The following is a 22445-nucleotide window of genomic DNA, read 5'->3' as shown; positions in this document are numbered from 1 at the left end:
GCGCCGGGGGCGCCTTGGGGAGCGGGCATGCTGGAAAGGCTGTTTCAACTAAGAGCACACAACACCAACGTGCGCACCGAGATTCTCGCGGGCGTCACCACCTTCCTGGCCATGGCCTACATCCTGTTCGTCAACCCGAGCATTCTCGGCGAAACCGGCATGGACAAGGGTGCGATCTTCGTCGCCACCTGCCTGGCCGCGGCCATCGGCTCGGCCACCATGGGCCTGATCGCCAACTACCCGATCGCCTTGGCGCCGGGCATGGGCCTGAACGCGTTCTTCACCTACACCGTGGTCCTGCACATGGGCCACACCTGGCAAGTGGCGCTGGGTGCGGTGTTCCTGTCGGCGGTGATGTTCTTCCTGTTGTCGATCTTCCGTATCCGCGAATGGATCGTGAACAGCATCCCGCTGCCACTGCGCTCGGCCATCGCGGCCGGTATTGGCCTGTTCCTGGCGCTGATCGCCCTGCATAACGCGGGCATCGTCGTCGATAACCCAGCTACCTTGGTGGGCATGGGCGACCTCAAGCAGCCTTCGGTGATCCTCGCCACACTGGGCTTCTTCCTGATCGTCGGCCTCGAGTCGCTGAAAGTGCGCGGCGCGGTGCTGATCGGCATCCTGGCCGTCACCGTCGCGTCAATCGCCATGGGCGTCACGCCGTTCGGCGGCATCGTGTCGATGCCGCCTTCGCTGGCACCGACCTTCTTGCAGCTGGACATCGCCGGTGCCCTCGATGTGGGCCTGATCAGCGTGATCTTCGCCTTCCTCTTCGTCGACTTGTTCGACAACTCCGGCACCCTGATCGCCGTGGCCAAGCGCGCCGGCCTGATGGGCAAGGACGGCCACATGCCGAAGATGGGCCGCGCCCTGATCGCCGACAGCACGGCAGCCATGGCCGGTTCGCTGCTGGGCACCTCGACTACCACCAGCTACATCGAGTCGGCGGCGGGCGTGAGCGCCGGTGGCCGCACCGGCCTGACCGCCATCGTGGTTGCCGTGCTGTTCCTGCTGGCGCTGTTCTTCGCCCCGCTGGCCGGTAGCGTACCGGCCTTCGCCACCGCCCCGGCGCTGCTGTTCGTCGCCGTGCTGATGGCCTCGGGCCTGGCGGAAATAAACTGGGACGACGTCACCGAAGCTGCGCCCGTGGTGGTCACCGCCCTGGCGATGCCGCTGACCTACTCGATCGCCAACGGCATCGCTTTCGGCTTCATCTCCTGGACTGCCATCAAGCTGATCTCGGGCCGCCACCGCGACCTGAACCCGGCACTGGTGATCCTTTCCATTCTGTTCGTCATCAAGCTGGGCTGGTTCAACGCATGAGTGCTGCATTCGACCCTAGCGCCTACGACGCGCAACTGCAGGGCAAAGTCGCCCGCCTGCGCGAGCTGTTGGCCCCGTTCGGCGCGCCGGAGCCTGCCGTCTTCGACTCGCCGCGCGAGCACTACCGGTTGCGCGCCGAGTTCCGCCTGTGGCGCGAGGACGGCCAGCGCCACTATGCGATGTTCGCCCCGGGCGAGAAGCACAAGGCCATCCTGATCGACGATTTCCCCATTGCCAGCCAGCGCATCAACGCCCTGATGCCGCGCTTGAAGGCGGCCTGGCAGGCCAGTGAGGAACTCAGCAATCGCTTGTTCCAGGTGGAGTTCCTGACCACGCTGGCCGGCGATGCGATGGTCACGATGTGCTACCACCGCCCGCTCGACGAAGCCTGGGAAGTGGCCGCGCGGGAGCTGGCTGAAGCGCTGGGTGTGAGCCTGATTGGCCGGTCCAAAGGCAAACGCCTGGTGATTGGCCGTGACTATGCCGTGGAGAAACTCGAGGTCGCCGGCCGTGTGTTCAGCTATCGTCAGCCGGAAGGTGCGTTCACCCAGCCTAACGGCGCGGTAAACCAGAAGATGTTGAGCTGGGCATTCGAGGCCATCGGCGATCGCGATGACGACTTGCTGGAGCTGTATTGCGGCAACGGCAACTTCACCCTGCCGCTGGCCACACGGGTGCGCCAGGTGCTGGCCACCGAGATCAGCAAGACTTCGGTCAATGCCGCGCTGAGCAACCTTGACGAGAACGCTGTGGATAACGTGCGGCTGGTGCGGTTGTCGGCAGAAGAGCTGACCCAGGCGCTGAATGACGTGCGCCCGTTCCGCCGGCTGGAAGGGATCGACCTGAAAAGCTACGCGTTCGGTACTGTGTTCGTCGACCCGCCACGCGCGGGCATGGACCCGGATACCTGCGAGCTGACCCGGCGTTTCGAGCGGATTCTGTACATTTCGTGCAACCCGGAAACGCTGGCGGCGAACATCGAGCAGTTGCAGGACACGCACCGCATCGAGCGTTGTGCGTTGTTTGACCAGTTCCCTTATACCCACCATATGGAAAGTGGGGTTTTGCTGGTTCGGCGTTGATTGGCTGAAACTGGGGCCGCAACGCGGCCCCAATACACTCAGAAGTCGAAGAACACCGTCTCCCCTTCCCCCTGAATACGGATATCGAAACGATAGGCCGTCTTCCCATCCACTTCGCAACGCTTGGCAACCAGGGTTTCGCGGCGCTGCGGCTGCTCGATCAGGTTGAGCACCGGGCATTTGGCGTTGGCTTCGGCCTCATCATCGAAATACAGCCGCGTGTGCAGGTGGATGTTGATGCCACGGGCAAACAGGCTGATGTTGATGTGCGGCGCCATCGGCACACCGGCCGCATTCTTCACCACACCAGGCTTCACAGTCTGCACGGTCCATTCACCGGCATCGAAGGTGGTGGCGGTGCGGCCGAAGCTGTTGAAGGCGTTTTCCAGGTTGTATTCATCCTGGTACTGGCCAGCGGCGTCCGCCTGCCACAGCTCCAGGAACGAATCGCGCACCAGGTGGCCGTTGCCGTCATACACCTGGCCGATCAGCAGAATGTGTTCACCCTGTGCCTCAGGCTTGGCCAGGCAGTTCCAGATTTCCTGGTCGCGGGTCGGGTTGCCGGCCGCTTCCAGGGCCAGGCCGATGTGCACGTAAGGGCCGGCGGTCTGCGAAGGGGTTTCCGGCAGCAGTTCGATTGGCATGGCGGGGTCCTCAGCAGTTTTCGAAGTGGGTCTTGCGCTGGCCGCGCAGCACGATGTCAAAGCGGTACGCCAGGCAGTCCATGGGGTTGGCGTGGCTCATGTCGAGCTTGGCAATCAGCTGCTGCACCGCTTCAGGGTTGGCGATCGACTTGACGATCGGGCACATCGGGATCAGCGGGTCGCCTTCGAAATACAGCTGGGTGATCAGCTTGGTGGCGATCGACGGGCCACTCACACCCACGTGAATGTGCGCCGGGCGCCAGTCGTTGGGGCCGTTGCGCCATGGGTACGGGCCGGGCTTGATGGTGCGGAAGCTGTAGCAGCCGTCGCGGTCGGTCAGGCAACGGCCGACACCGCCGAAGTTCGGGTCCAGCGGTGCCAGGTAGCGGTCGTTCTTGTGGCGATAGCGGCCACCAGCGTTGGCCTGCCAGATCTCCACCAAGGTGTTGGCCACCGGCTTGCCGTACTGGTCTACGACACGGCCGGCAACGATGATGCGCTCACCGATCGGCAGGCCACCGTTGTTGAAGTTCAGCAGCAGGTCGTGGTCATGGGCGCCGAAGCCCAGGTGGGTGAAATCCGGGCCGGTGGTTTCGCTGATCGACTGCGGAATGCTCACCAGTGCCTGGCGCGGCGAGCGGGCAATGGAAGTCTTGTAGTCGGGCGTCAGGGCCTTGGGGTGCCAGTTGCGATCACGGATCACGAAGCGGCTATTGTCCTGGGCGGGCATGCCGTTTTCCTCTCTTGGAATTATGAAAATTCCCCTATGGGGACTTGCAGTTTCAGATAACTCGCGCGGGATGAATATTGAAATCAGTGGTCAGATACATAACCGTATGGTTATGCATTAGTACCTTTGGCTGGGGTGAACTAATCTTTGTCTTCATGTTTCACGGTCGGGAGCACAACTCATGGAATGGCGAAAAGGCCGGCGCAGCGACAATGTGGTGGATGCCCGTGGCGAGGGCGGCGGCGGCGGCGGTATGCGCTTTGGCGGCGGCAAGGGGCTGGGGCTTGGGGCAATCCTGCTGATCGTCGGCATCGGTTGGCTCACCGGCCAGGACCCGCTGCAGATACTCGGCCAGCTCACCGGGCAGATGGAACAGCAGCAACAGCAGGCGCCCAGCGGCGCGGGCAACAAGGCGCCGGCGGCGAACGACGAGCAGGCGCAATTCGTCGCGTCGATCCTCGGCGACACCGAAGACACCTGGAAGGCCCTGTTCTCCCAGGCGGGCAAACAGTACCGCGACCCCAAACTGGTGCTGTTCAGCGGCCAAGTGAATTCCGCCTGCGGTTTTGCCTCCGCGGCGGTGGGGCCGTTCTACTGCCCGGCGGACCAACGGGTCTACCTGGACATGTCATTCTTCCGCGAAATGGAAACCCGCTTCGCCGCTGCAGGTGACTTCGCCCAGGCCTACGTGATAGCCCATGAGATCGGCCACCATGTGCAGACCTTGCTCGGTGTGTCGGCCAAGGTCGATGCCGCGCGGCGCAACGGCCAGCGCCTGGAAGGCGACAATGGCCTGCTGGTGCGCCAGGAGTTGCAGGCCGACTGCCTGGCCGGTGTCTGGGCCTATCAGGCGCAGCAACGCTTGAACTGGCTGGAGCCGGGGGATGTCGAGGAAGCACTGAATGCGGCCAACGCGATTGGTGATGACCGGTTGCAGCAAAAGGGCCAGGGGCGCGTCGTGCCGGACTCGTTTACCCATGGCACTTCGGCGCAGCGGGTACGCTGGTTCAAGGCCGGGTTTGCGCAGGGGGATGTGAACAGCTGCGATACGTTCAGTGCGCGCAGCCTGTGAAATGTTCGCGGGCTCGCCCGCGAATAGCCCGATAAAAAGCAAACGTTTTCATGCAGTTACAAAACAGCTGAAAAAGCGTTTCAGCTTCGCTGCCAAGTGCCGATAACCCCTGCACGATTCAGCGGGCATCCAGAACAACAACGCCTTGCGATCGAAAAATGATCAAGTGAGCGAAATTTTTCTGGAGAGCGTGCATGAACAGCTGGTTCGCCAACATCAGCGTCAACCTCAAACTCGGCCTGGGCTTCGGCCTGGTGCTGGTCCTTACCGGCCTGCTGGCCCTGACCGGCTGGACCAGCCTGGGCAGCCTGATCGACCGCAGCAACTGGATGGGTGATATCGGCCAGCTCAACAAAGACCTGACCGACCTGCGCGTAGCGCGCCTGCAGTACATGATCGCCAACGGCGATGATGCCGCCGCTGCCAACACCCAGGCCAAGCTGGATGCGTTCAGCAAGCAGCAGGAATACCTGGTCGGCACCTTCAAGAGCCCGGAAAACGTCAAGCTGCTCAAAGAGCTTGGCCAGACCATCAGCGAGTACAAGGTCTCGCTGAACAAGATGCGCGCGGGCTACAAGAGCTCGCTGGCCGCCCGTGAAGCGATGAACGTGTCGGCCGCGCAGGCCGACGCTGCCATGGAAACCCTTAGCCAGGACGTCATGGCCCGCCCCGAGGCCGACAGCGTGCGCCTGGCGCAATACCAGTTGATCAGCAAAACCCGCCAGCAACTGCTGCAAGTGCGTGTGGACGTGCGCGGCTACATCGCCGAAAACACCGCGGCCAACGAACAGGCGGCGCTGCGCCAGCTGGAATCGGCACTGGTGCAAATCGACACCCTCAAGCGCCAGCTGCCAGCCGAAGCCACGCGCGTGCAACAGTTCGAACAGTCGGTTCAGGCCTACCGTGAGGCAGTGCGCCAGTTCCGCGATGCGGTCGCAACCATCACCACCTCCCGCGCAGAAATGACCGTTCAGGGCGCCGACATCGTCAAGCGCAGCGACGCCTTGTACAAGATCCAGATCGAGCGCCGCGACATCGAAAGCAGCCAGGCCCGCAGCCTGCAGACCATCGCCACGTTGCTGGCGCTGCTGGCCGGTGTACTGGCGGCAGTCATCATCACCCGCCAGATCACCCGCCCTCTGCAGGAGACCCTGCAAGCCGTGGAGCGCATCGCCGGCGGCGACCTCACCCACGACATGCGGGTTACCCGCCGCGACGAAATCGGCGTGCTGCAACAAGGCATCGCACGCATGGGCACCACCCTGCGTGAGCTGATCAGCGGTATCCGTGACGGCGTCACGCAGATCGCCAGCGCCGCCGAAGAGCTGTCGGCCGTCACCGAGCAGACCAGTGCGGGGGCCAACAGCCAGAAGGTCGAAACCGACCAGGTGGCTACCGCCATGCACGAAATGGCCGCGACCGTTCAGGAGGTGGCGCGCAATGCAGAGCAGGCCTCGCATGCTGCAACCGGTGCCGACGATGAAGCGCGCGCGGGTGATCGCGTGGTCGGTGAGGCGATCAGCCAGATCGAACGCCTGGCCGAAGAAGTGCACCGTTCCACCGAAGCCATGAACCTGCTGCAACAGGAAAGCCAGAAGATCGGCAGCGTGATGGACGTGATCAAGTCGGTGGCCGAACAGACCAACCTGCTGGCGCTGAACGCCGCGATCGAAGCCGCCCGCGCCGGCGAAGCTGGCCGTGGTTTTGCCGTGGTCGCCGACGAAGTGCGCGGCCTGGCCCAGCGTACGCAGAAGTCCACCGAAGAGATCGAAGAGCTGGTCGCCGGCCTGCAGCATGGCACCCAGCAGGTGGCCAACGCCATGCAAGGCAGCCGTACTCTGACCGACAGCAGCGTCGAGCTGGCGCGCAAGGCCGGGGCTTCGCTGGAGAACATCACCAGCACGGTGTCGAGCATCCAGTCGATGAACCAGCAGATTGCTGCGGCGGCCGAGCAGCAGAGTGCGGTGGCTGAAGAGATCAGCCGGAGCATTCTGAATGTGCGGGATGTGTCGGAGCAGACGGCGGCGGCCAGTGACGAGACGGCGGCGTCGAGCGTCGAGCTGGCGCGCCTGGGTGGGCACTTGCAGATGTTGGTCAGCCAGTTCCGGGTGTGACTACAGGCTTGGGGCCGCTATGCGGCCCAATCGCCGGCAAGCCAGCTCCTACAGGTAGTGCGCAACCTCAAGATAGGCGCGGGACTTGCCGGCGATGGGGCCAACGCTTATTTGACGACCATCCCCACCCCGCGCCCACGCGGATCGGAAGCCGTCTCAAGCTTCGCCCCGTTCACCCGGATCGCCTGGATATCGCCCATCTCCCAGCCCTGATCCTCCAGCACATACCCCATCTTCTTCAGGCCATCGGCCACCGGCCCGGTCAGCGGCGCATAGCTGTCGAAATAAATGGTGTCCTTGGGCAGCAACTGATGGTGCACACGCTGCGCCGCCACTGCCTTCTCCAGCGGCATGCCGTAGTCATACAGGTTGTTCATCACCTGGAAGATCGAGGTGAAGATGCGCGAACCACCTGGTGTACCGAGCACTAGCTCGACCTTGCCATCACGGGTCATCAGGCTCGGGCTCATGGATGACAGCATGCGCTTGCCCGGTTCGATCGCATTGGCATCACCGCCCACGACACCAAAGGCGTTGGCCGCGCCCGGCTTGGCACTGAAGTCGTCCATCTCGTCGTTGAGCAGGAAGCCTGCGCCTTTCACCACCACGCCACTGCCGTAGTCGAGGTTGAGTGTGTAAGTGTTGCTGACCGCATTGCCCTGCTTGTCGACGATCGAGAAGTGCGTGGTCTGGTGCGGTTCCAGCCCCGGCTTGACGTCGTCGGTTGCAGAAATGGCCTTGGGGTTGACCTGCGCAGCACGCTTGGCCAGGTAGTCCTTGGCGACCAACTGGTCGACCGGCACTTTGGTGAAGGCTGGGTCGCCCAGGTAGTCGGCACGGTCGGCAAACACACGTTTCTCGATTTCGGCCAGCAGGTGGATGTACTGCGCCGAGTTGTGCGCCACGCCCTTGAAGTCCGCCGCGCGGTCTTCCTTGATGCCCAGCAACTGGGCCAGGGCAACGCCGCCGGAGCTGGGCGGCGGCGCGGTATAGACCACGTTGCCGCGCCAGCTCAGGGCCATCGGCTCACGCCACACGGCTTTGTAATCCTTGAGGTCTTCCTTGGTGATCAGGCCTTTGTCGGCCTGCATCTGGGCCACCAGCAGGTCGGCGGTCTTGCCCTGATAGAACTCGCTCACGCCTTTGTCGGCAATGCGTTCGAGGGTCTGGGCCATCTCCGGCTGCTTGAACAGCTCACCGACTTTCATGTTGCCGAAATAGTCGTTGAAGTTGGTCGCGGTCTTGAACAGGCCTTGAGCGTCGTTGCGGTACTGGTACTGTTTTTCTGCGATCTTGAAGCCATTTTTGGCATACCCGATGGCCGGGGTGAGCAACTCGCTCCACGGCAGCTTGCCGAACTTATGGTGTGCTTCCCACAGGCCCATCACCGTACCGGGCACGCCGGCCGCACGCACACCCACCAGGCTCAGGTTCTCGACGACCTCGCCTTTGTCGTCCAGGTACATGTTGCGGGTCGCGGCCTTGGGCGCCACCTCGCGGTAGTCGAGGAAATAGGCTTTGCCGTCGACGAACAGGGTCATGAAACCACCGCCACCGATGTTGCCGGCCTCGGGGTACGTCACCGCCAGGGTGAAGGCTGTGGCAACTGCCGCATCCACCGCGTTACCACCCTTTTTCAGAATATCGGCGGCCACCTGTGCGCCATATTGATCGGGCGCGGCCACCGCGCCACCCTCAAGGTTTGCCGCGTAGACCGAGGAACTGCTCAGGATCGCGGCTGCTAGCGCGAGGTACTGGAAAGGGACGATACGCATGACACTTCCTTGGTGTTGTTTTTGTTGATCAGTCAGTAAGGCCGAAGCGTGTCGACTGTGCAATCAAAGGTAGGAAGTTTCGCCGCCTATGGGCAGGATTTGTCGCGTTCAGGCAACTCAGCAGGCGTACATCGCCAACTTCTGCTGGATGAAATCGAGGAAGCATTGGATGCGCAAGGCCAGTTGCGTATTCCGGTAGTAAACGGCGTGGATCGGCTGGCGGTAACCGTTGTTGGCATCGCTCAACAGCACCTGCAGGCGGCCAGCGCGAATGTCTTCATGGGTCATGAAGTGCGACAGGCTGACAATTCCCTCCCCGGCCAGCGCCAGCTGGCGCAGGGTCTCGCCACTGGAGGCGATCAGCGCCGGGCGGATCTGCCAACGGTCGCCCTCGGCGTGGCGCAGCGGCCACAGGTTGAGCGACTCGGGCTGGCTGAAGCCCAGCAGGCAGTGGTTGTTCAGGTCTTCGACGTGCTGCGGCGTGCCGTGCTGTGCCAGGTAGGCCGGGCTGGCCAGCACCTGCACCGGGCTGCAGCCCAGCGAGCGGGCATGCAGGCTGGAGTCGGCCAGCTCACCGATGCGGATTGCCACGTCGGTGCTCTGTTCCAGCAGGTCGATGATCAGGTCGTCGGTGTTGAGTTCCAGCTCGATGCCAGGGTACTGGCGGCGAAACTCACCGATCCAGGGCAGGATGGCGTGCAGCATGAAAGGCGCCGCGGCGTTGATGCGCAGGCGCCCGGCGGCGTTCTGGCGGTTCATCGACAGGCGCTCTTCCATTTCGTCCATCTGCTCCAGCACCCGCCGTGACCGTTCCAGGAAAAACCGCCCCTCTTCAGTCAGGTCCATGCGCCGCGTGGTGCGGTTGACCAAGGTGGTGCCGAGCTTGGCCTCCAGGCGCGACAAGGTGCGGCTCACCGCCGACGGGGTCTGGCCCATCTGCTCGGCGGCAGCGGAGATCGAGCCGCAGTCGATCACGGCGACAAATACCTGGAGTTCTTCGGATCGGGTTTTCACGGCGGCGCCTGTGTCTGCTGGTCGCGGTGATAGATAGCCGCTTGAGGGCTGCAAGTCCAGTTATTCGGCCTTACCGAACACCTGGTCCAGGTGCGCTTCATAGGCTGCCAGTGCGGCTGGTACATCCGGGCGCTTCATCACATCGACTGCCAGGTAGGTCGGCAGGCCGGTCATGCCCAGGAACTGATTGGCCTTGTGGAACGGGAAGTACACCGCGTCCACACCTTTGCCCTCGAAGAAATCGCTCGGGTCATCAAAGGCCTGCTGCGGGGCGTTCCAGGTCAACGACAGCATGTACTGCTTACCCTGCACCAGGCCGCCGCTACCGTACTTCTGCGAGGCATCCGAGCGGGTACGGCCGTCGTTGGCATAGAGGCTGCCGTGGCCGGCGGTGAAGACCTCGTCGATGTACTTCTTCACGGTCCACGGTGCACCCATCCACCAGCCCGGCATCTGGTAAATCACCACGTCGGCCCAGAGGAATTTTTCGACTTCGGCCTGCACGTCGTAGCCGCCATCGATGAAGGTTTGTTGCACGTCGAAGCCGGCGCGGTCGAGATGGGCCAGGGCGGCGTCGTGCAGGGTCTGGTTGAGGCGGCCGTCGGAGTGAGCGAACTGTTTACCGCCATTGAGCAGAAGGATCTTTTTCATGCTGGGCCTCGGTGGGCTGAGTCAAATTGGATGACCGGCAGATTAGAGGCTCGCTTGCGCGGGAAACAGCAGGGATGGATCAAAATACAATTGCCTTGAAGTCACGAATGCTCGATTCATTATTGCCTTAGAATCGCCTCATCGTTAATCACCGAGTAGCACATCATGAGTGAGCAGCACGCCTTCATCCTCAAGGCCAAGACCCGTCCGGAAATGGCCGACGCCTTCGAAACCTTGTTCCGTGCCTACGTAGAGCCGAGCCGTCGGGAGCCTGGCTGCATCGAGTACCACATGTTGCGCGACAAGGCCGACCCGAGCTTGTTCGTGTTCTTCGAGGTGTGGGCCGACAAAGCCGCGCTGGACGTGCATTCAGCCTTGCCACATATGGTCGAGTTCTTCGAAAAGCGCATGGATTACCTGGAGCGCGACTTCGATATCCAGGCCATCGAGATGCTCAGTGCTTCGTCCGCTAACCGTTGATCAGCAGATGGCCGCCCAGCACGGCCAGGCCGATGAAGAAGCAGCGTTTGAACAGCACCGGGCTGATGCGCTGACGCAACCACTGGCCCGCCAGCATGCCCAGCAGCGCAGGCGCCAGCATCAGCAGTGACGCGCCCAGTGCCTGGCCACCCAGGGCATCCTGCCCGGCCAGGCCCAGGGCCAGGGCCACGGTCGAGACGGTGAACGACAGGCCCAGCGCCTGGATCATTTGCTCGCGGCTCAGGCCCAGGCTCTGCAAGTAGGGTACCGCTGGTATCACGAACACGCCCGTTGCGGCGGTCACGATGCCGGTCACCAGCCCACACAATGGCCCAAGCCACCCTTCCCTGCTTGGCGCCAGTCGCAGATCAGGCCCGAGCAGGCCGTACATCGCGTACACCAGCAACGCCGCGCCCAGCGCGTGCACCGCCCATGGGCCACTGTCGATGCCCAGCCAGGCGCTACCCAGCAGGGTGCCGATGAAGATCATCGCCAGCATCGACCCGAGACGTCGCAGCAGCGCCAGCAGATGCCCGCCCGCCGCCAGTTGCCAGAGGTTGGTGAGCGTCGACGGGACGATCAGCAACGCGGCAGCCTGCGCAGGCGGCATAGCCAGGCCCAACAGGCCCATGGCAATGGTCGGCAGGCCGAGGCCTATCACCCCTTTCACCGCGCCAGCCAGCGCGAAGGTGATGATGACCAGTACTGACAAGGCCGGGCCGATGTTTTGATAGAACGCGATCAAGTTATTCATGGCTGCCATCATGGCGCGAGACGGGTGGGCTGAAAATCTGCCATATACTCAGGGAGACTTTTGCCTGGACAGAGGCTAATGCATTTCGACCTGATTGATCTCACGCTTTTCCAGCACACCCTTGAGTGCGGCAGCATCACCGCGGGGGCGCGCCGCAGCCATCTGTCATTGCCGGCGGCCAGTGCGCGTATCCGGGCCATGGAGGCTTCGCTCGGGACTGCACTGCTGCAACGCAACCGCCGCGGCGTGCAGCCGACGCCTGCTGGTCAGGCGTTGTTGCAACACGCCCGGCTGATCGGCCAGCAGGTCGAGCGCCTGCAATTCGACCTTGCCCAATACGCCCAGGGCCAGCAAGGCCAGGTGCGCCTGCTGTGCAATACGGCGGCGCTGACCGAATACTTGCCGGAACTGCTTGCCGGTTATCTGGCCAACAACCCCGGCGTGAGTGTCGATGTGCAGGAACTGCCGAGCCTGAGGATCGTGCAGTCGATCACCCAGGGCATGGCCGACCTGGGCATCATCTCCACTGCTGCACCCAGCGCGCACCTGCAGACCCTGCCGTTTCGCGATGATCCGCTGGTACTGGTCACCCCCCCGGGCCACCCGCTCAGCGCGGAGCCCGCACCGAGCTTTGTCGACAGCCTCGCCCATGGCCATGTCGGGCTGGGGGCGAACAGCGCGCTGGCGCTTTACCTGGAGGAGCAGGCCTTGCGCGAGGGCCTACGCATGCGCGTGCGGGTACGCGCAGAAGGTTTTGACGGGGTGATCCGCATGGTTGCAGGGGGCGCCGGTGTCGGCGTGGTGCCGCTGGCGGCAGTGAGGCGCTGGGAAGGCCTGTTACCGATGCATTGGGTGGCGCTGCGCGAGGGCTGGGCCAATCGCCGCTTGCTGCTGTGCGCGCGGGATTTTGCTGGGTTGCCGGGGTATGCCGCTGGGTTGGTCGAGCGTTTGCGGCCCACCCCAGGTGGTTTGATTGAACCGTGACTTTGTGGGTGCGGGTTTACCCCGATGCCGCCCCCCGCGAACCAGGGCGAAGCCATGGCCAGGCCCCGCCTCTAATGCTTCGCGGGCAAACCCGCTTCCACGGCGATCGTGGTGTTCTTGCGTTACGGGATATGTCCGCCTCACAATCCCACCGCCGCACCACGACAGGGAGTTCAACGTGCCATCGATCTATCAGCTCAAACCCCGCTTTCAGGCCTTGCTGCGCCCCGGCGTCGAACGCCTGCATGCCCGTGGCGTCACCGCCAACCAGGTCACTGTCAGCGCTGCGGTGGTCTCTGTTTTGCTGGGCCTGCTGCTGGCCTGGCTCAGCCACAGCACCTGGCTGTTCATCCTCATCCCGCTCTGGATGCTGCTGCGCATGGCGCTGAACGCCGTTGACGGCATGCTCGCCCGGGAATTCGGCCAGCAATCCACACTGGGTGCCTACCTGAACGAGCTGTGCGACGTGATCGCCGATGCCGCGCTGTACCTGCCGTTCGCCCTGCTAGCCGGGGTGTGGCCCAGCCTGGTGGTGCTGGTGGTGCTCAGCGCCACGTTCAGCGAATACGCGGGTGTGATGGGCCCGCTGGCCGGTGCATCGCGCCGCTACGACGGGCCGATGGGCAAGAGCGACCGGGCGTTCGCCTTCGGCGTGCTGGGCACAGGCGTGGCCTTCGGCCTGCTCGCTGCGCCATGGATCAACGGCCTGCTGCTGGTCATCCTCGCACTCTCGCTCTATACCCTCTACAACCGGGTTCGCCAGGGGTTGCTCGAGACCCGCTGAGCCCATCGCCGCCGGACAAGGACTTTCGCCATGCGCCAAGCGCAATCGCTGCACTTCTCCACCCATGACGGGGTCGAGCTGCACTACCGTTACTGGCCTGCCACGCGTAACCAGCACCAGCCGCGCCGGGCTGTGGTGATGTTCCACCGTGGCCATGAACATGGCGGGCGCATGGCCCACCTGCCAGACGAACTGGACATGCCGGGCTATGAGTTCTTCGCCTGGGATGCACGCGGCCACGGCAAGTCTCCGGGCGCCCGCGGCGACAGCCCGAGCTTTGCCACCAGCGTGCGCGATGTGCAGACGTTCATCGAACATATCCAGGCCCGGCACGGCATCGCCGAACAAGACCTGGTGGTGTTGGCGCAGAGTGTCGGCGCCGTGCTGATCGCCACCTGGGCCCATGACTACGCACCCAAGGTGCGCTGCCTGGTGCTCGCCTCGCCCGCCTTCAAGGTCAAGCTGTATGTGCCTTTCGCCCGCCCCGGCCTGAAGCTGCTGAAGGCCATGCGCGGCAACTTCTTCGTCAACAGCTACGTCAAACCGCGCCTGCTTACCCACGACCCGGAGCGGGTCATGTCGTATGTGTCCGACCCGCTGATCAGCCGCCCGATTTCGGTGACCATGCTGCTCGGCCTGTACGAGGCTGCCGAGCGGGTGGTGGCTGATGCGCAGGCCATTCAGGTGCCGACGCAGATGCTGGTTTCCGGGGCCGACCTGGTGGTCGAGCGCCAGCCGCAGGAGCGTTTTTACGAGCGCTTGGGCAGTGCACGCAAAGAGCTTCACATCCTGCCCGGGTTTTTCCACGACACCCTCGGCGAGCGTGAACGGGGGCATGCTTTGAAGCGCATCGAACGCTTTGTCGAGCACTGTTTCGAAAGCCCCGCGCCGCTACCGTCGCTGCTCGATGCCGACAAAGTCGGCGCCAGCTGTGCCGAGGCCGAAAGCCTGGCGGCGCCCTTGCCGCGCAACTCGCCACGCGACCTTTACTGGCGTGCCACCCGCGCCGGGCTGCGCCTGGGCAAAGGGCTCGCCGACGGGGTGAAGCTGGGCTTCGACACCGGTTTTGATTCTGGCAGCACCCTGGACTACGTCTACCGCAACCAACCGACGGGCAAGGGCAAGCTGGGCCGGATGATCGACCAGCACTACCTCGGCGCCATCGGTTGGCGCGGCATCCGCCAGCGCAAGCTGCACGTTGAAGAGCTGCTGCGCATCGCCATCGCTCGGCTGCGGGAACAGCAGCGGCCGGTACATATCACCGATATTGCCGCAGGCCACGGCCGCTACATTCTCGAAGCCTTGCAAGCGCTGGAACAACTGCCGGAATCCATCCTGCTGCGCGACTACAGCGAGCTGAATGTGCAGCAAGGCAGCGCGCTGATCGCCGAAAAAGGCCTGGCCGACATCGCCCGCTTCGTTCAAGGCGATGCCTTCGATCGCGAAAGCCTGGCTGCGCTCGAGCCGCGCCCTACCCTCGCCGTGGTGTCCGGCCTGTATGAACTGTTCCCCAGCAATACGTTGGTTAGCCACTCGCTGGCAGGCCTGGCCGAGGCTGTCGAGGATGGCGGCTACCTGGTCTACACCGGCCAGCCTTGGCACCCGCAACTGGAGATGATCGCCCGCGCCCTCACCAGCCACCGGGGCGGTGAGGCGTGGGTCATGCGCCGGCGCAGCCAGGCCGAGATGGACCAGCTGGTCGAGGCGGCGGGCTTTCGCAAGCTTGCCCAGCGCATCGATGAATGGGGCATTTTCAGCGTCAGCCTGGCGCAACGAGTGCGAGAATGAACCCACCCCGTGAGCCGGGCCTGATCCGCCGGGGCGTGCTCTGGTTGTTGATGCTGGGCCCGTTCTTCTTTCTTAGCTATGGCCTGGTGAACAATTACACCGCTGGCCGCGATGACATCGGCAGCCTGGTGTTCGGCTGGGAACAGCACATGCCGCTGTGGCCCTGGACCATCATTCCTTACTGGTCGATCGACCTGCTGTACGGGCTGTCCTTCCTGCTGCCACGCACCCGTCAGGAAATGGACCGGCATGCCTTGGCGCTGTTGACCGCGCAACTGATCAGCGTGGGCTGCTTCCTGCTCTGGCCGCTGCGTTTCACTTTCGAGCGGCCAGGGCTGGATGGCGTGTTCGGCTGGCTGTTCGATGTGCTGATGGGGTTCGACAAACCCTATAACCAGGCACCGTCGCTGCATATCGCGTTGCTGGTGATCATCTGGACGATGTTTGCCCGGCACATTCACCGGCAACCCTGGCGATGGGTGATGCATGGCTGGATGGCGTTGATCGGTATCTCGGTGCTGACGACCTGGCAGCACCATTTCATCGATTTGCCTGCCGGGGCGTTGGCGGGGTTTGTGTGTGTCTGGTTGTGGCCCCGTGAAGGCCTGCTGCCTTTGCAGGGTGCGCGCCTGGCGCGCGTTGCCAAGCGTTGGCGGCTGGCAGCCTGGTATGGGCTGGGGGCAGGTTTGTGCGCGGTGTTGGCGGGCGGGCTCGGCGGCGCGTGGTTGTGGCTGGCATGGCCTGCGGTGTCTTTGTTCATGGTCGCGCTTAACTATGGTGTGCTCGGTGCGGGTGGGTTTCAGAAAGGTAGCGACGGGCGGCTTTCGAATGCCGCCTGCTGGCTATTGGCGCCTTACCTGGTCGCGGCCTGGATCAACTCCAGATTCTGGACCTGGCGGCACCCACAGCCGGATGAAGTATGTGACGGGGTGTTCCTCGGGCGCATACCGGGGCGCGGCGAGCGCGCGCCCTTTGCTGCCATCGTCGACCTCTGCGCCGAACTGCCCTTTATTGCCTGTACCACCGCCATCGCCGGCAAGCCGGCTCCCACAGGTACTGCGCGAACCTTGGAGCCTGTGGCGATCCCTGTGGGAGCCGGCTTGCCGGCGATGAGGCCAGCGCAGTCAGCCTACCGATCATTGCCAACCCTGGACCTGATAGCTGCCGATGCCGAGCTGCTGCAACAAGCCGCCGATGCCATCGAGCACCTGCGCACTCAAGGGCCCCTGCTGGTCTGCTGCGCGCTGGGATATTCGCGCAGCGCCAGCGCAGTGGCCGCCTGGCTGTTGCTCAGCGGCCGCTGCAGCGATGCAGCCCAGGCCGAGGCGCTGATCCGCCTGGCGCGCCCCGGCATCGTCCTGCACCCAGCGCATCGCCAGGTGCTGAAGCAGCTGGGAGCCCACCCATGAACCTGCACCTGGTCGCCAGCCTGCTCGGCCGTGGCGCGCAACTGGAGCGCCTGTCGGATGGCATCACCCTGCTCGCCCTGGCCTACGGCCTGGCACCTTTACTCGGTATGCCACTGCAGCCGCTGGCCAGCGTGCTATGCGTTGTTTTGCTGGTACTCGGCCTGCTGCACAAGTACTGGGCGATCCGCGTGGCACTGGATGCAGAGCTGTTTGCCAAGCTGAGCGCCAGCACGGACCTGCCTGCGGATACCCAGGCCCTGGACCGGGCCCTGATCGACCTGCGGCTCAAGCCGCAAGCCGTCGACGCCCGCGACTGGCCCAGCCGCTGTCAGGCCGCGCTGGCCCTGTTACGCCGCCAGGCCGCGTGCCTGGCCCTGCAACTGTTACTGACCTTGACTACCCTGCTCACACTCCCCTTCACCGGATAACCACCGCGCCATGCTCGCCGCCCTGACCGCCTTCGTCATTACCTCCGCCGCCCGCCTGATCACCGGCGCCCGCGCCCTTTGGCTCGGCTGCACACCGCTGCCGGTGCAACGCCTGTACTTCGCCAACCACAGCAGCCACGGCGACTTCGTGCTGCTCTGGGCCTCGCTGCCAGCGCCTCTGCGTGAACGCACGCGTCCCGTGGCCGGGGCTGACTACTGGGCCAAGCCTGGCATTCGTGATTTCCTGATCCGCAAGGTGTTCAACGGCGTGCTGATCGACCGCCAGCGCAGCGAAGGCCAGGGCAGCCCACTGCAGCCGATCCTGGAAGCGGTGGCTCAGGGTGATTCGCTGATCTTCTTCCCTGAAGGCACGCGCAACCTCAGTGACGAGCCGCTGATGCCATTCAGAAGCGGCCTATACCACCTGGCGATGGCCAACCCCGAGGTTGAGCTGGTGCCGGTGTGGATCGCCAACCTCAACCGGGTCATGCCCAAGGGCCGCGCCCTGCCCTTGCCGTTGCTGTGCACGCTGAGCTTCGGCGAACCTATTCACCTGCATGCGGATGAGAGCAAGCAGGCGTTTCTCGAGCGGGCCAGCCAGGCCCTGCTGAACCTGGCCCCTAAGGAAGCCTGACATGGACGACAACACCCTTTCGCTATTTGCCGGCATCGGCGCCCTGCTGCTGCTCGCCAGCGTGATCGGCCGCCTGCTCAAGTGGCGCGCCGGCCCGGCACCGCACGCGGTGATCGACAACCTCAACGCCCGCATCAATGCCTGGTGGGTGATGGTGCTGGTGATCGGCATCGCCTTCGTGTTCGGCAAATACGGCGTGATCGTGCTGTTCTACGGCGTTTCGTTCTACGCCCTGCGCGAATTCATGACGCTCACCCCGACCCGGCGCAGCGATTACCCGGCATTGGTGGCAGCGTTCTACGTGGCGCTGCCGGTGCAATACCTGCTGATCGCCATGGATTGGTACGGGCTGTTCAGCATCTTCATCCCGGTCTACCTGTTCCTGCTGCTGCCGATCCTGGCCAGCTTCGGCGGCGATACCACGCGGTTTCTCGAACGCGCCTCGAAGGTGCAGTGGGGGCTGATGATCGCGGTGTACTGCGTGTCGGCAGTGCCCGCGCTGCTGACCCTGGATATCCCCGGCTACGAAGGCCGCAACCTGCTGCTGATCGCCTGGCTGATCCTGGTGGTGCAGATCAGCGACGTGCTGCAGTACGTGTGCGGCAAGCTGTTTGGCAAACGCAAGGTGGCACCCAACCTGTCACCCTCGAAAACCCTGGAAGGCCTGCTCGGCGGCGTGGCACTGGCCACGCTAGTGGGCGCCCTGCTGTGCTGGATCACCCCGTTCAGCTTCTGGCAGGCGGCCCTGATGGCGCTGACTGTGAACGTGATGGGCTTCTTCGGCGGTTTGGTGATGTCGGCGATCAAGCGCGACCGGGGTGTCAAGGATTGGGGGCACATGATCGAGGGGCACGGCGGCATGCTCGACCGGATGGACTCGGTGTGCTTCGCGGCGCCGGTGTTCTTCCACTTTGTGCGGTATTGGTGGGCTTGAGTGATGAGGGTGCCAGTGCGGGCCTCTTCGCGGGCAAGCCCGCTCCCATGGAAGTTTGCGCTGTACCTGTGGGAACGGGTTTACCCGCGATGAGCTTCAGTGGCCGAGGGCCAGCTCCCGCAACGCGGCTGAAGCCAGGAATCCAGACCGCGATGCGTACCGATGATCGCGCTTTACCTTCTCATCGATCCTCTGCAGCAGATTTTCCGGCAGCGTTGCGTTGAAGCGTACCGCCTTGCCCAAATACGGTGTTACATCGAAATCCACTACAGCCCAAACGCCACCTTGGTAATCGGGGTTGGTCACGTGAACATCGACCTCCTGCGCCTGCGGTAACGCCTCGTTATCAGCGACCAAGCCTTCAAAATGCAGGGCCAAAGCCTCCTGAACATTTTCCAACGCTTGAGACACGCTCGCCCCTGCGGAAAAGCAGCCGGGGACATCAGGAACGGTCACCCCGTAATCCGAGTCGGCGTCCTTATGCAATACGACGGGAAATTTCATTGCGCGTCTCCACTGAATTTCGAGCGGTTGAAGCTATCAGGGTGCATCAACCCAGCTTGCTTCAGGATGCTATGTACTGTGCCCTTGGGCAGATCACTTTTAGGATGGGGAACCGTCACCCTTCCCCTTTTGATTGGGTGCCTGAACTGGTGATGGCTGCCCTTCACCTCTACTTTGTACCACCCGTCTGCCTCAATGAGCTGAATTACATCACGACTGCGCATTCATTCTTCCTTCGACAGTCGATGTGTATGATACACATCAAACGGACCAGAATGAAGCGCAGTACACACTACACACACCTGGCGCGACCAGCGGACGAGTCGGGCGCGCAAGTAGGTATCAACCTATTGTCATGTAGGATTTTGTCACCGCCTGCTTATGGAGGGTTAATCACGTCCGCGCATAGCGCAGCCAGGCACCTGGACGTCGAGCGCAGGCAACTGGGGCTCGGCCAATGGCCCTATGGTGTCGAGTCATTCAGCCAGTCACCAGGAGTTGTGCCATGTCCGATTTCATTACCGTCCTGCGCGAAACCTGCCCGACGCCGGTCGTGGACGCCACCAAGTGGAAGCGCATCGGAGGCGATCCGCACACCGTCAACCTCAACGCCTACTTGTCGGCCGACGGCAGCAAGATCATGGGTACCTGGATCTGCACCCCGGGCAAGTTCGAGGTCAATTACGAGAAGTGGGAGTTCTGCCACTTCCTCGACGGCTACTGCATCATCACCCCGGAAGGTGAAGAGCCGAAGCACCTGAAGGCGGGTGATGTGTTCGTGATCGAACCGGGGATGAAAGGGACCTGGGAAGTGGTCGAGACTGTGCGTAAGTACTTTGTCTTTGCCTGATTAGTAAGCTGCTCCAACTATGCCCCTGTTTGATTTGCGAAGTTTCCTACAGGGGCATAAGTGTTTCTGAACATGCCGTTTACATTGAGGTATCCGCACAGCGACTTTGTCATTAACCGCTGGAATATTGAAACATCTTTTGACATTTCCACGCAAGTTATCCCCTTAAGTGTAGTCCTTTTCTGAATTCCCCTTCTTTGCCCCTGAAGGCATTGCCCTCGCCCCATGACAGTCTTACGCTCCTGTGGTCAGAAAAGGCGAGTTGATCATTATCGGCGACTCCACAACGGCCTCATGTACCAGTCAGGAAGCCTGGATGATGGCGCAAGCAGCCAAGGTGCACGTAGGGCTGCTGCACAATGGTCAGGGTGTGGATAACTTTTTCCTGGATAACTTCGAGACACTGAAAAGCCTGATCGCGCATGCGTCCATGGGCGCGGGAGTGGTCAGTGAAGGGTGGAGCAAGCACCTGAGGGCCATCGAGGCCACCTTGATGGAAATCGAAAAGTTGCATCAACAGCATCTCGGATCAGGGACCATGGTCGCTCGCGATCAGTTCTACGCCAAGCGTGCCGCCTTGTTCATGAAGTTGGATGAGCAGTTGAACAAGCTGGCTGCTTACGGCTCGGGGCTGAAAAATAGAACCTCCATCAAAAGGACGCTGGGGATATCCACCAAGCGTTTTTTGCACACGGGCGAGATAGCAGGGTATGCAAATAAAGTCGCCGGTGTAGCCAAGGCAGCCAGTTTGATAAAGCAAGGTGCCTACGTTGGAGTAGCGCTTGAAGTCGCAGGAACAGGACTTGAAATCCACAAGGCTTGTACGCTCGGCCGTGAAGCCGATTGCGAGAGAGCGAAATATGTTGGAGGAGGTTCACTGATGGGAGGGCTGGCGGGCGGAAGTGCTGGTGGATATGTGGCTGGGACAGTTCTAGCACCTGCAATATGTGCCGCGATCGGTTTGTCAACGGCAGGTACGGGTGGGCTGATTTGCGCAGTAGTGATTGGTGGTGCTGGAGCAACCATTGGCGGCAAAATTGGAGAAGAGCAAGGTGAATTCTACGGTGAGCTTGTGTATCGGGAGTTTTCAAAGTGAATATTTTTGATAAAGGGTTAATCCCGGCAGTCATCATCAACCTCATCATCATCACAATGACAGCACAGTGTTTTATCGCCGCCCGGCGGACCGAGTATTTTGAGTCACTATTCCCTAACAGCCAGTACATCAAAAAAAATAGAGCGACTTACAAGCGAACCGGGCTGATCGGAAAACTGATGCGCACAGGAACAATTTCAACAGTACTCGCACTCCCATCAATTTTCACGCATAGAAATCTTGTAGAGCAACAAGAAATTGATTCATTCCCCAAGAAAACCAAGATTCTACTAGTGACACTATGGGCCCTACATATAACTCTCTTCTCATCCCTTGTAGTAACTCACTACCTGTAATTTCACCCTTTAACGTGCAGCTCATTGCAAATATAAATCATTTTCCGGAGCAGAAAGAAAAAACACCGCAGTACGGGCCTCCTCCCCTCTGGTGCGCAGTTACAGAGGGAAAGCTGCCCGGCCCGCGATGAAGTCCACCTTGCTCGTCAATCCTTCTTGCGGTACCCCTCGACGATCGCCGAGAAATCTTTGCCACCCTCGCCGCGCAGGCTCATCGCCTGATACAGCTGCTGGGCCACGGCCCCGAGGATAACTGGCTGATGCGCCTGGCGCGCAGCCTCGGTGGCCAGGCCCAAATCCTTGAGCATCAGCTCGGCGCCAAAGCCGCCGGTGTAGCCACGTGAAGCAGGCGCGGTTTCGATGATGCCCGGCCAAGGATTGTAGGTATCGGAACTCCAGCAACGGCCGGTCGAGCTGTTGATGATGCCGGCCAGTACCTTGGTGTCGATGCCGAGTGCGTTGCCCAGCGCCATGGCTTCGGATACGCCGATCATCGAGATGCCCAGCAGAAGGTTGTTGCAGATCTTGGCGATCTGCCCGGTGCCAACCTCACCGCAGTGCACGATATTGCGGCCCATCTGCTCCAGTACCGGCTTGAGCGTGGCAAACAGCTCGGTGCTGGCACCGACCATGAACGTCAGGGTGCCGGCTGCCGCACCGCCGGTACCACCGGAAACAGGCGCATCGCCCATGTCCACGCCTTTGCCGGCAGCGGCCTTGGACACCTCGCGAGCGGTCTGCGGGTCGATGGTGCTGCAGTCCACGGTCGGCGTGCCCGGGCGCACGCCCGCCAGCACACCGTCTTCGTTCAGATAGACGCTGCGCACATGGGCTGCGGCCGGCAACATGGTGATCACCAGCTCGCTGTCGGCCGCCGCTTGCTTGGGCGAAGCACTGACTTGCCCGCCCAGTTCGGCGAGCTCGGCCAGTACGGTCTTGTTCAGGTCGAACAGGTTCAGCTGGTGCCCGGCCTTGATCAGGTTGCGGGCCATGGGCGCGCCCATGTTGCCCAGGCCGATGAATGCGATACGCATGGCGT

The 22445-nt window shown here is 62.5% G+C and carries 23 protein-coding genes and 1 pseudogene; 15 read left to right on the top strand and 9 right to left on the bottom strand.

What is annotated here, in order from left to right:
- The first annotated feature begins 27 nt into the window (after positions 1 to 27).
- Complete coding sequence (locus ABEH27_RS12610; RefSeq protein ID WP_346613902.1) at positions 28 to 1323, top strand: NCS2 family permease; 1296 nt, start codon at positions 28 to 30, stop codon at positions 1321 to 1323.
- The gene (gene trmA, locus ABEH27_RS12605; RefSeq protein ID WP_346613901.1) at positions 1320 to 2405 is read left to right on the top strand and encodes a tRNA (uridine(54)-C5)-methyltransferase TrmA; all 1086 of its coding nucleotides are present in this window, start codon (positions 1320 to 1322) and stop codon (positions 2403 to 2405) included. Before ABEH27_RS12610 ends, trmA begins: the two co-directional genes overlap by 4 nt.
- A gap of 38 nt (positions 2406 to 2443) precedes the next feature.
- On the opposite strand, the gene pcaG is transcribed toward trmA, so the two are convergent.
- Positions 2444 to 3049 (bottom strand): protocatechuate 3,4-dioxygenase subunit alpha, encoded by a 606-nt coding sequence (pcaG, locus tag ABEH27_RS12600; protein WP_346613900.1) that lies wholly within the window; start codon positions 3047 to 3049, stop codon positions 2444 to 2446.
- Between the two features lie 10 nt (positions 3050 to 3059).
- Complete coding sequence (pcaH, locus tag ABEH27_RS12595; protein ID WP_346613899.1) at positions 3060 to 3779, bottom strand: protocatechuate 3,4-dioxygenase subunit beta; 720 nt, start codon at positions 3777 to 3779, stop codon at positions 3060 to 3062.
- Between the two features lie 181 nt (positions 3780 to 3960).
- Here pcaH and ABEH27_RS12590 point away from each other — a divergent pair, with 181 nt between their 5' ends.
- Complete coding sequence (locus tag ABEH27_RS12590; protein WP_346613898.1) at positions 3961 to 4851, top strand: neutral zinc metallopeptidase; 891 nt, start codon at positions 3961 to 3963, stop codon at positions 4849 to 4851.
- A gap of 194 nt (positions 4852 to 5045) precedes the next feature.
- Complete coding sequence (locus tag ABEH27_RS12585; RefSeq protein WP_346613897.1) at positions 5046 to 6965, top strand: methyl-accepting chemotaxis protein; 1920 nt, start codon at positions 5046 to 5048, stop codon at positions 6963 to 6965.
- 107 nt (positions 6966 to 7072) lie between these two features.
- Here ABEH27_RS12585 and ggt read toward each other — a convergent pair whose 3' ends face one another.
- The 3 genes from ggt to ABEH27_RS12570 all read right to left on the bottom strand — a co-directional run bounded on the left by ggt (position 7073) and on the right by ABEH27_RS12570 (position 10405).
- Positions 7073 to 8740 carry a gamma-glutamyltransferase gene (gene ggt, locus ABEH27_RS12580; RefSeq protein WP_346613896.1) on the bottom strand — a complete coding sequence of 556 codons (1668 nt, stop codon included), beginning with the start codon at positions 8738 to 8740 and terminating at the stop codon, positions 7073 to 7075.
- 117 nt (positions 8741 to 8857) lie between these two features.
- Complete coding sequence (locus ABEH27_RS12575; RefSeq protein ID WP_346613895.1) at positions 8858 to 9754, bottom strand: LysR family transcriptional regulator; 897 nt, start codon at positions 9752 to 9754, stop codon at positions 8858 to 8860.
- Positions 9755 to 9814: 60 nt separating this feature from the next.
- A complete protein-coding gene (locus tag ABEH27_RS12570) occupies positions 9815 to 10405 on the bottom strand; it encodes an NAD(P)H-dependent oxidoreductase (protein WP_346613894.1) in 591 nt (196 codons plus the stop codon).
- A gap of 165 nt (positions 10406 to 10570) precedes the next feature.
- Here ABEH27_RS12570 and ABEH27_RS12565 point away from each other — a divergent pair, with 165 nt between their 5' ends.
- Positions 10571 to 10885 carry a putative quinol monooxygenase gene (locus tag ABEH27_RS12565; RefSeq protein ID WP_346613893.1) on the top strand — a complete coding sequence of 105 codons (315 nt, stop codon included), beginning with the start codon at positions 10571 to 10573 and terminating at the stop codon, positions 10883 to 10885.
- Here ABEH27_RS12565 and ABEH27_RS12560 read toward each other — a convergent pair.
- Positions 10875 to 11639 carry a sulfite exporter TauE/SafE family protein gene (locus tag ABEH27_RS12560; RefSeq protein ID WP_346613892.1) on the bottom strand — a complete coding sequence of 255 codons (765 nt, stop codon included), beginning with the start codon at positions 11637 to 11639 and terminating at the stop codon, positions 10875 to 10877. The genes ABEH27_RS12565 and ABEH27_RS12560 overlap by 11 nt on opposite strands.
- Positions 11640 to 11717: 78 nt before the next feature.
- Here ABEH27_RS12560 and ABEH27_RS12555 point away from each other — a divergent pair, with 78 nt between their 5' ends.
- The 7 genes from ABEH27_RS12555 to ABEH27_RS12525 all read left to right on the top strand — a co-directional run bounded on the left by ABEH27_RS12555 (position 11718) and on the right by ABEH27_RS12525 (position 18600).
- The gene (locus ABEH27_RS12555; RefSeq protein ID WP_346613891.1) at positions 11718 to 12623 is read left to right on the top strand and encodes a LysR family transcriptional regulator; all 906 of its coding nucleotides are present in this window, start codon (positions 11718 to 11720) and stop codon (positions 12621 to 12623) included.
- A gap of 178 nt (positions 12624 to 12801) precedes the next feature.
- On the top strand, positions 12802 to 13407 hold the full coding sequence (locus ABEH27_RS12550; RefSeq protein ID WP_346613890.1) for a CDP-alcohol phosphatidyltransferase family protein: 606 nt from the start codon (positions 12802 to 12804) through the stop codon (positions 13405 to 13407).
- A gap of 30 nt (positions 13408 to 13437) precedes the next feature.
- The gene (locus tag ABEH27_RS12545) at positions 13438 to 15195 is read left to right on the top strand and encodes a bifunctional alpha/beta hydrolase/class I SAM-dependent methyltransferase (RefSeq protein WP_346613889.1); all 1758 of its coding nucleotides are present in this window, start codon (positions 13438 to 13440) and stop codon (positions 15193 to 15195) included.
- Entirely contained in the window at positions 15192 to 16604 is a 1413-nt protein-coding gene (locus ABEH27_RS12540; protein WP_346613888.1) for a phosphatase PAP2/dual specificity phosphatase family protein, read from the top strand. The genes ABEH27_RS12545 and ABEH27_RS12540 overlap by 4 nt, the downstream gene beginning before the upstream one ends.
- The gene (locus ABEH27_RS12535; RefSeq protein ID WP_346613887.1) at positions 16601 to 17032 is read left to right on the top strand and encodes a hypothetical protein; all 432 of its coding nucleotides are present in this window, start codon (positions 16601 to 16603) and stop codon (positions 17030 to 17032) included. The genes ABEH27_RS12540 and ABEH27_RS12535 overlap by 4 nt, the downstream gene beginning before the upstream one ends.
- Positions 17033 to 17042: 10 nt before the next feature.
- On the top strand, positions 17043 to 17666 hold the full coding sequence (locus ABEH27_RS12530; protein WP_346613886.1) for a lysophospholipid acyltransferase family protein: 624 nt from the start codon (positions 17043 to 17045) through the stop codon (positions 17664 to 17666).
- Between the two features lies 1 nt (position 17667).
- Positions 17668 to 18600: a phosphatidate cytidylyltransferase gene (locus ABEH27_RS12525; protein ID WP_346613885.1), complete on the top strand. Its 933-nt coding sequence runs from the start codon at positions 17668 to 17670 to the stop codon at positions 18598 to 18600.
- Between the two features lie 96 nt (positions 18601 to 18696).
- Here the strand turns inward: ABEH27_RS12525 and ABEH27_RS12520 are convergent, their stop codons facing one another.
- Together ABEH27_RS12520 and ABEH27_RS12515 are read right to left on the bottom strand one after the other, a co-directional pair.
- Positions 18697 to 19104 carry a type II toxin-antitoxin system HicB family antitoxin gene (locus tag ABEH27_RS12520; RefSeq protein WP_346613884.1) on the bottom strand — a complete coding sequence of 136 codons (408 nt, stop codon included), beginning with the start codon at positions 19102 to 19104 and terminating at the stop codon, positions 18697 to 18699.
- Positions 19101 to 19328, bottom strand: coding sequence for a type II toxin-antitoxin system HicA family toxin (locus tag ABEH27_RS12515; protein ID WP_346613883.1), 228 nt, complete (start codon positions 19326 to 19328; stop codon positions 19101 to 19103). Before ABEH27_RS12515 ends, ABEH27_RS12520 begins: the two co-directional genes overlap by 4 nt.
- A 281-nt stretch (positions 19329 to 19609) precedes the next feature.
- On the opposite strand from ABEH27_RS12515, the gene ABEH27_RS12510 reads away from it, so the two are divergent.
- From ABEH27_RS12510 to ABEH27_RS12500, 3 genes and pseudogenes are all read left to right on the top strand, one after another.
- Positions 19610 to 19954: a cupin domain-containing protein gene (locus ABEH27_RS12510; RefSeq protein ID WP_003258412.1), complete on the top strand. Its 345-nt coding sequence runs from the start codon at positions 19610 to 19612 to the stop codon at positions 19952 to 19954.
- A 244-nt stretch (positions 19955 to 20198) separates the two neighbouring features.
- A pseudogene (locus ABEH27_RS12505) lies at positions 20199 to 21050 on the top strand (hypothetical protein); the annotation flags it as partial.
- Positions 21047 to 21406, top strand: a complete 360-nt coding sequence (locus ABEH27_RS12500; RefSeq protein ID WP_346613882.1) for a hypothetical protein — start codon at positions 21047 to 21049, stop codon at positions 21404 to 21406. The pseudogene ABEH27_RS12505 and the gene ABEH27_RS12500, both read left to right, overlap by 4 nt.
- Before the next feature lie 146 nt (positions 21407 to 21552).
- Here ABEH27_RS12500 and mmsB read toward each other — a convergent pair whose 3' ends face one another.
- Positions 21553 to 22440, bottom strand: a complete 888-nt coding sequence (gene mmsB / locus ABEH27_RS12495) for a 3-hydroxyisobutyrate dehydrogenase (protein WP_346613881.1) — start codon at positions 22438 to 22440, stop codon at positions 21553 to 21555.
- Positions 22441 to 22445 lie beyond the last annotated feature (5 nt).

This window comes from Pseudomonas sp. P39-UII1 (assembly GCF_039672635.1).
Lineage (GTDB): Bacteria > Pseudomonadota > Gammaproteobacteria > Pseudomonadales > Pseudomonadaceae > Aquipseudomonas.
Note: the sequence above shows the minus strand (reverse complement) of the source record. Positions and strands in the feature narration are given on the sequence as shown.

Coding starts and splice junctions, on each gene's coding strand:
- ABEH27_RS12610 (WP_346613902.1), top strand. CDS start 28: ATGCTGGAAAGGCTGTTTCAACTAAGAGCACACAACACCAACGTGCGC.
- trmA (WP_346613901.1), top strand. CDS start 1,320: ATGAGTGCTGCATTCGACCCTAGCGCCTACGACGCGCAACTGCAGGGC.
- pcaG (WP_346613900.1), bottom strand. CDS start 3,049: ATGCCAATCGAACTGCTGCCGGAAACCCCTTCGCAGACCGCCGGCCCT.
- pcaH (WP_346613899.1), bottom strand. CDS start 3,779: ATGCCCGCCCAGGACAATAGCCGCTTCGTGATCCGTGATCGCAACTGG.
- ABEH27_RS12590 (WP_346613898.1), top strand. CDS start 3,961: ATGGAATGGCGAAAAGGCCGGCGCAGCGACAATGTGGTGGATGCCCGT.
- ABEH27_RS12585 (WP_346613897.1), top strand. CDS start 5,046: ATGAACAGCTGGTTCGCCAACATCAGCGTCAACCTCAAACTCGGCCTG.
- ggt (WP_346613896.1), bottom strand. CDS start 8,740: ATGCGTATCGTCCCTTTCCAGTACCTCGCGCTAGCAGCCGCGATCCTG.
- ABEH27_RS12570 (WP_346613894.1), bottom strand. CDS start 10,405: ATGAAAAAGATCCTTCTGCTCAATGGCGGTAAACAGTTCGCTCACTCC.
- ABEH27_RS12565 (WP_346613893.1), top strand. CDS start 10,571: ATGAGTGAGCAGCACGCCTTCATCCTCAAGGCCAAGACCCGTCCGGAA.
- ABEH27_RS12560 (WP_346613892.1), bottom strand. CDS start 11,639: ATGAATAACTTGATCGCGTTCTATCAAAACATCGGCCCGGCCTTGTCA.
- ABEH27_RS12555 (WP_346613891.1), top strand. CDS start 11,718: ATGCATTTCGACCTGATTGATCTCACGCTTTTCCAGCACACCCTTGAG.
- ABEH27_RS12545 (WP_346613889.1), top strand. CDS start 13,438: ATGCGCCAAGCGCAATCGCTGCACTTCTCCACCCATGACGGGGTCGAG.
- ABEH27_RS12540 (WP_346613888.1), top strand. CDS start 15,192: ATGAACCCACCCCGTGAGCCGGGCCTGATCCGCCGGGGCGTGCTCTGG.
- ABEH27_RS12535 (WP_346613887.1), top strand. CDS start 16,601: ATGAACCTGCACCTGGTCGCCAGCCTGCTCGGCCGTGGCGCGCAACTG.
- ABEH27_RS12530 (WP_346613886.1), top strand. CDS start 17,043: ATGCTCGCCGCCCTGACCGCCTTCGTCATTACCTCCGCCGCCCGCCTG.
- ABEH27_RS12525 (WP_346613885.1), top strand. CDS start 17,668: ATGGACGACAACACCCTTTCGCTATTTGCCGGCATCGGCGCCCTGCTG.
- ABEH27_RS12520 (WP_346613884.1), bottom strand. CDS start 19,104: ATGAAATTTCCCGTCGTATTGCATAAGGACGCCGACTCGGATTACGGG.
- ABEH27_RS12515 (WP_346613883.1), bottom strand. CDS start 19,328: ATGCGCAGTCGTGATGTAATTCAGCTCATTGAGGCAGACGGGTGGTAC.
- ABEH27_RS12510 (WP_003258412.1), top strand. CDS start 19,610: ATGTCCGATTTCATTACCGTCCTGCGCGAAACCTGCCCGACGCCGGTC.
- mmsB (WP_346613881.1), bottom strand. CDS start 22,440: ATGCGTATCGCATTCATCGGCCTGGGCAACATGGGCGCGCCCATGGCC.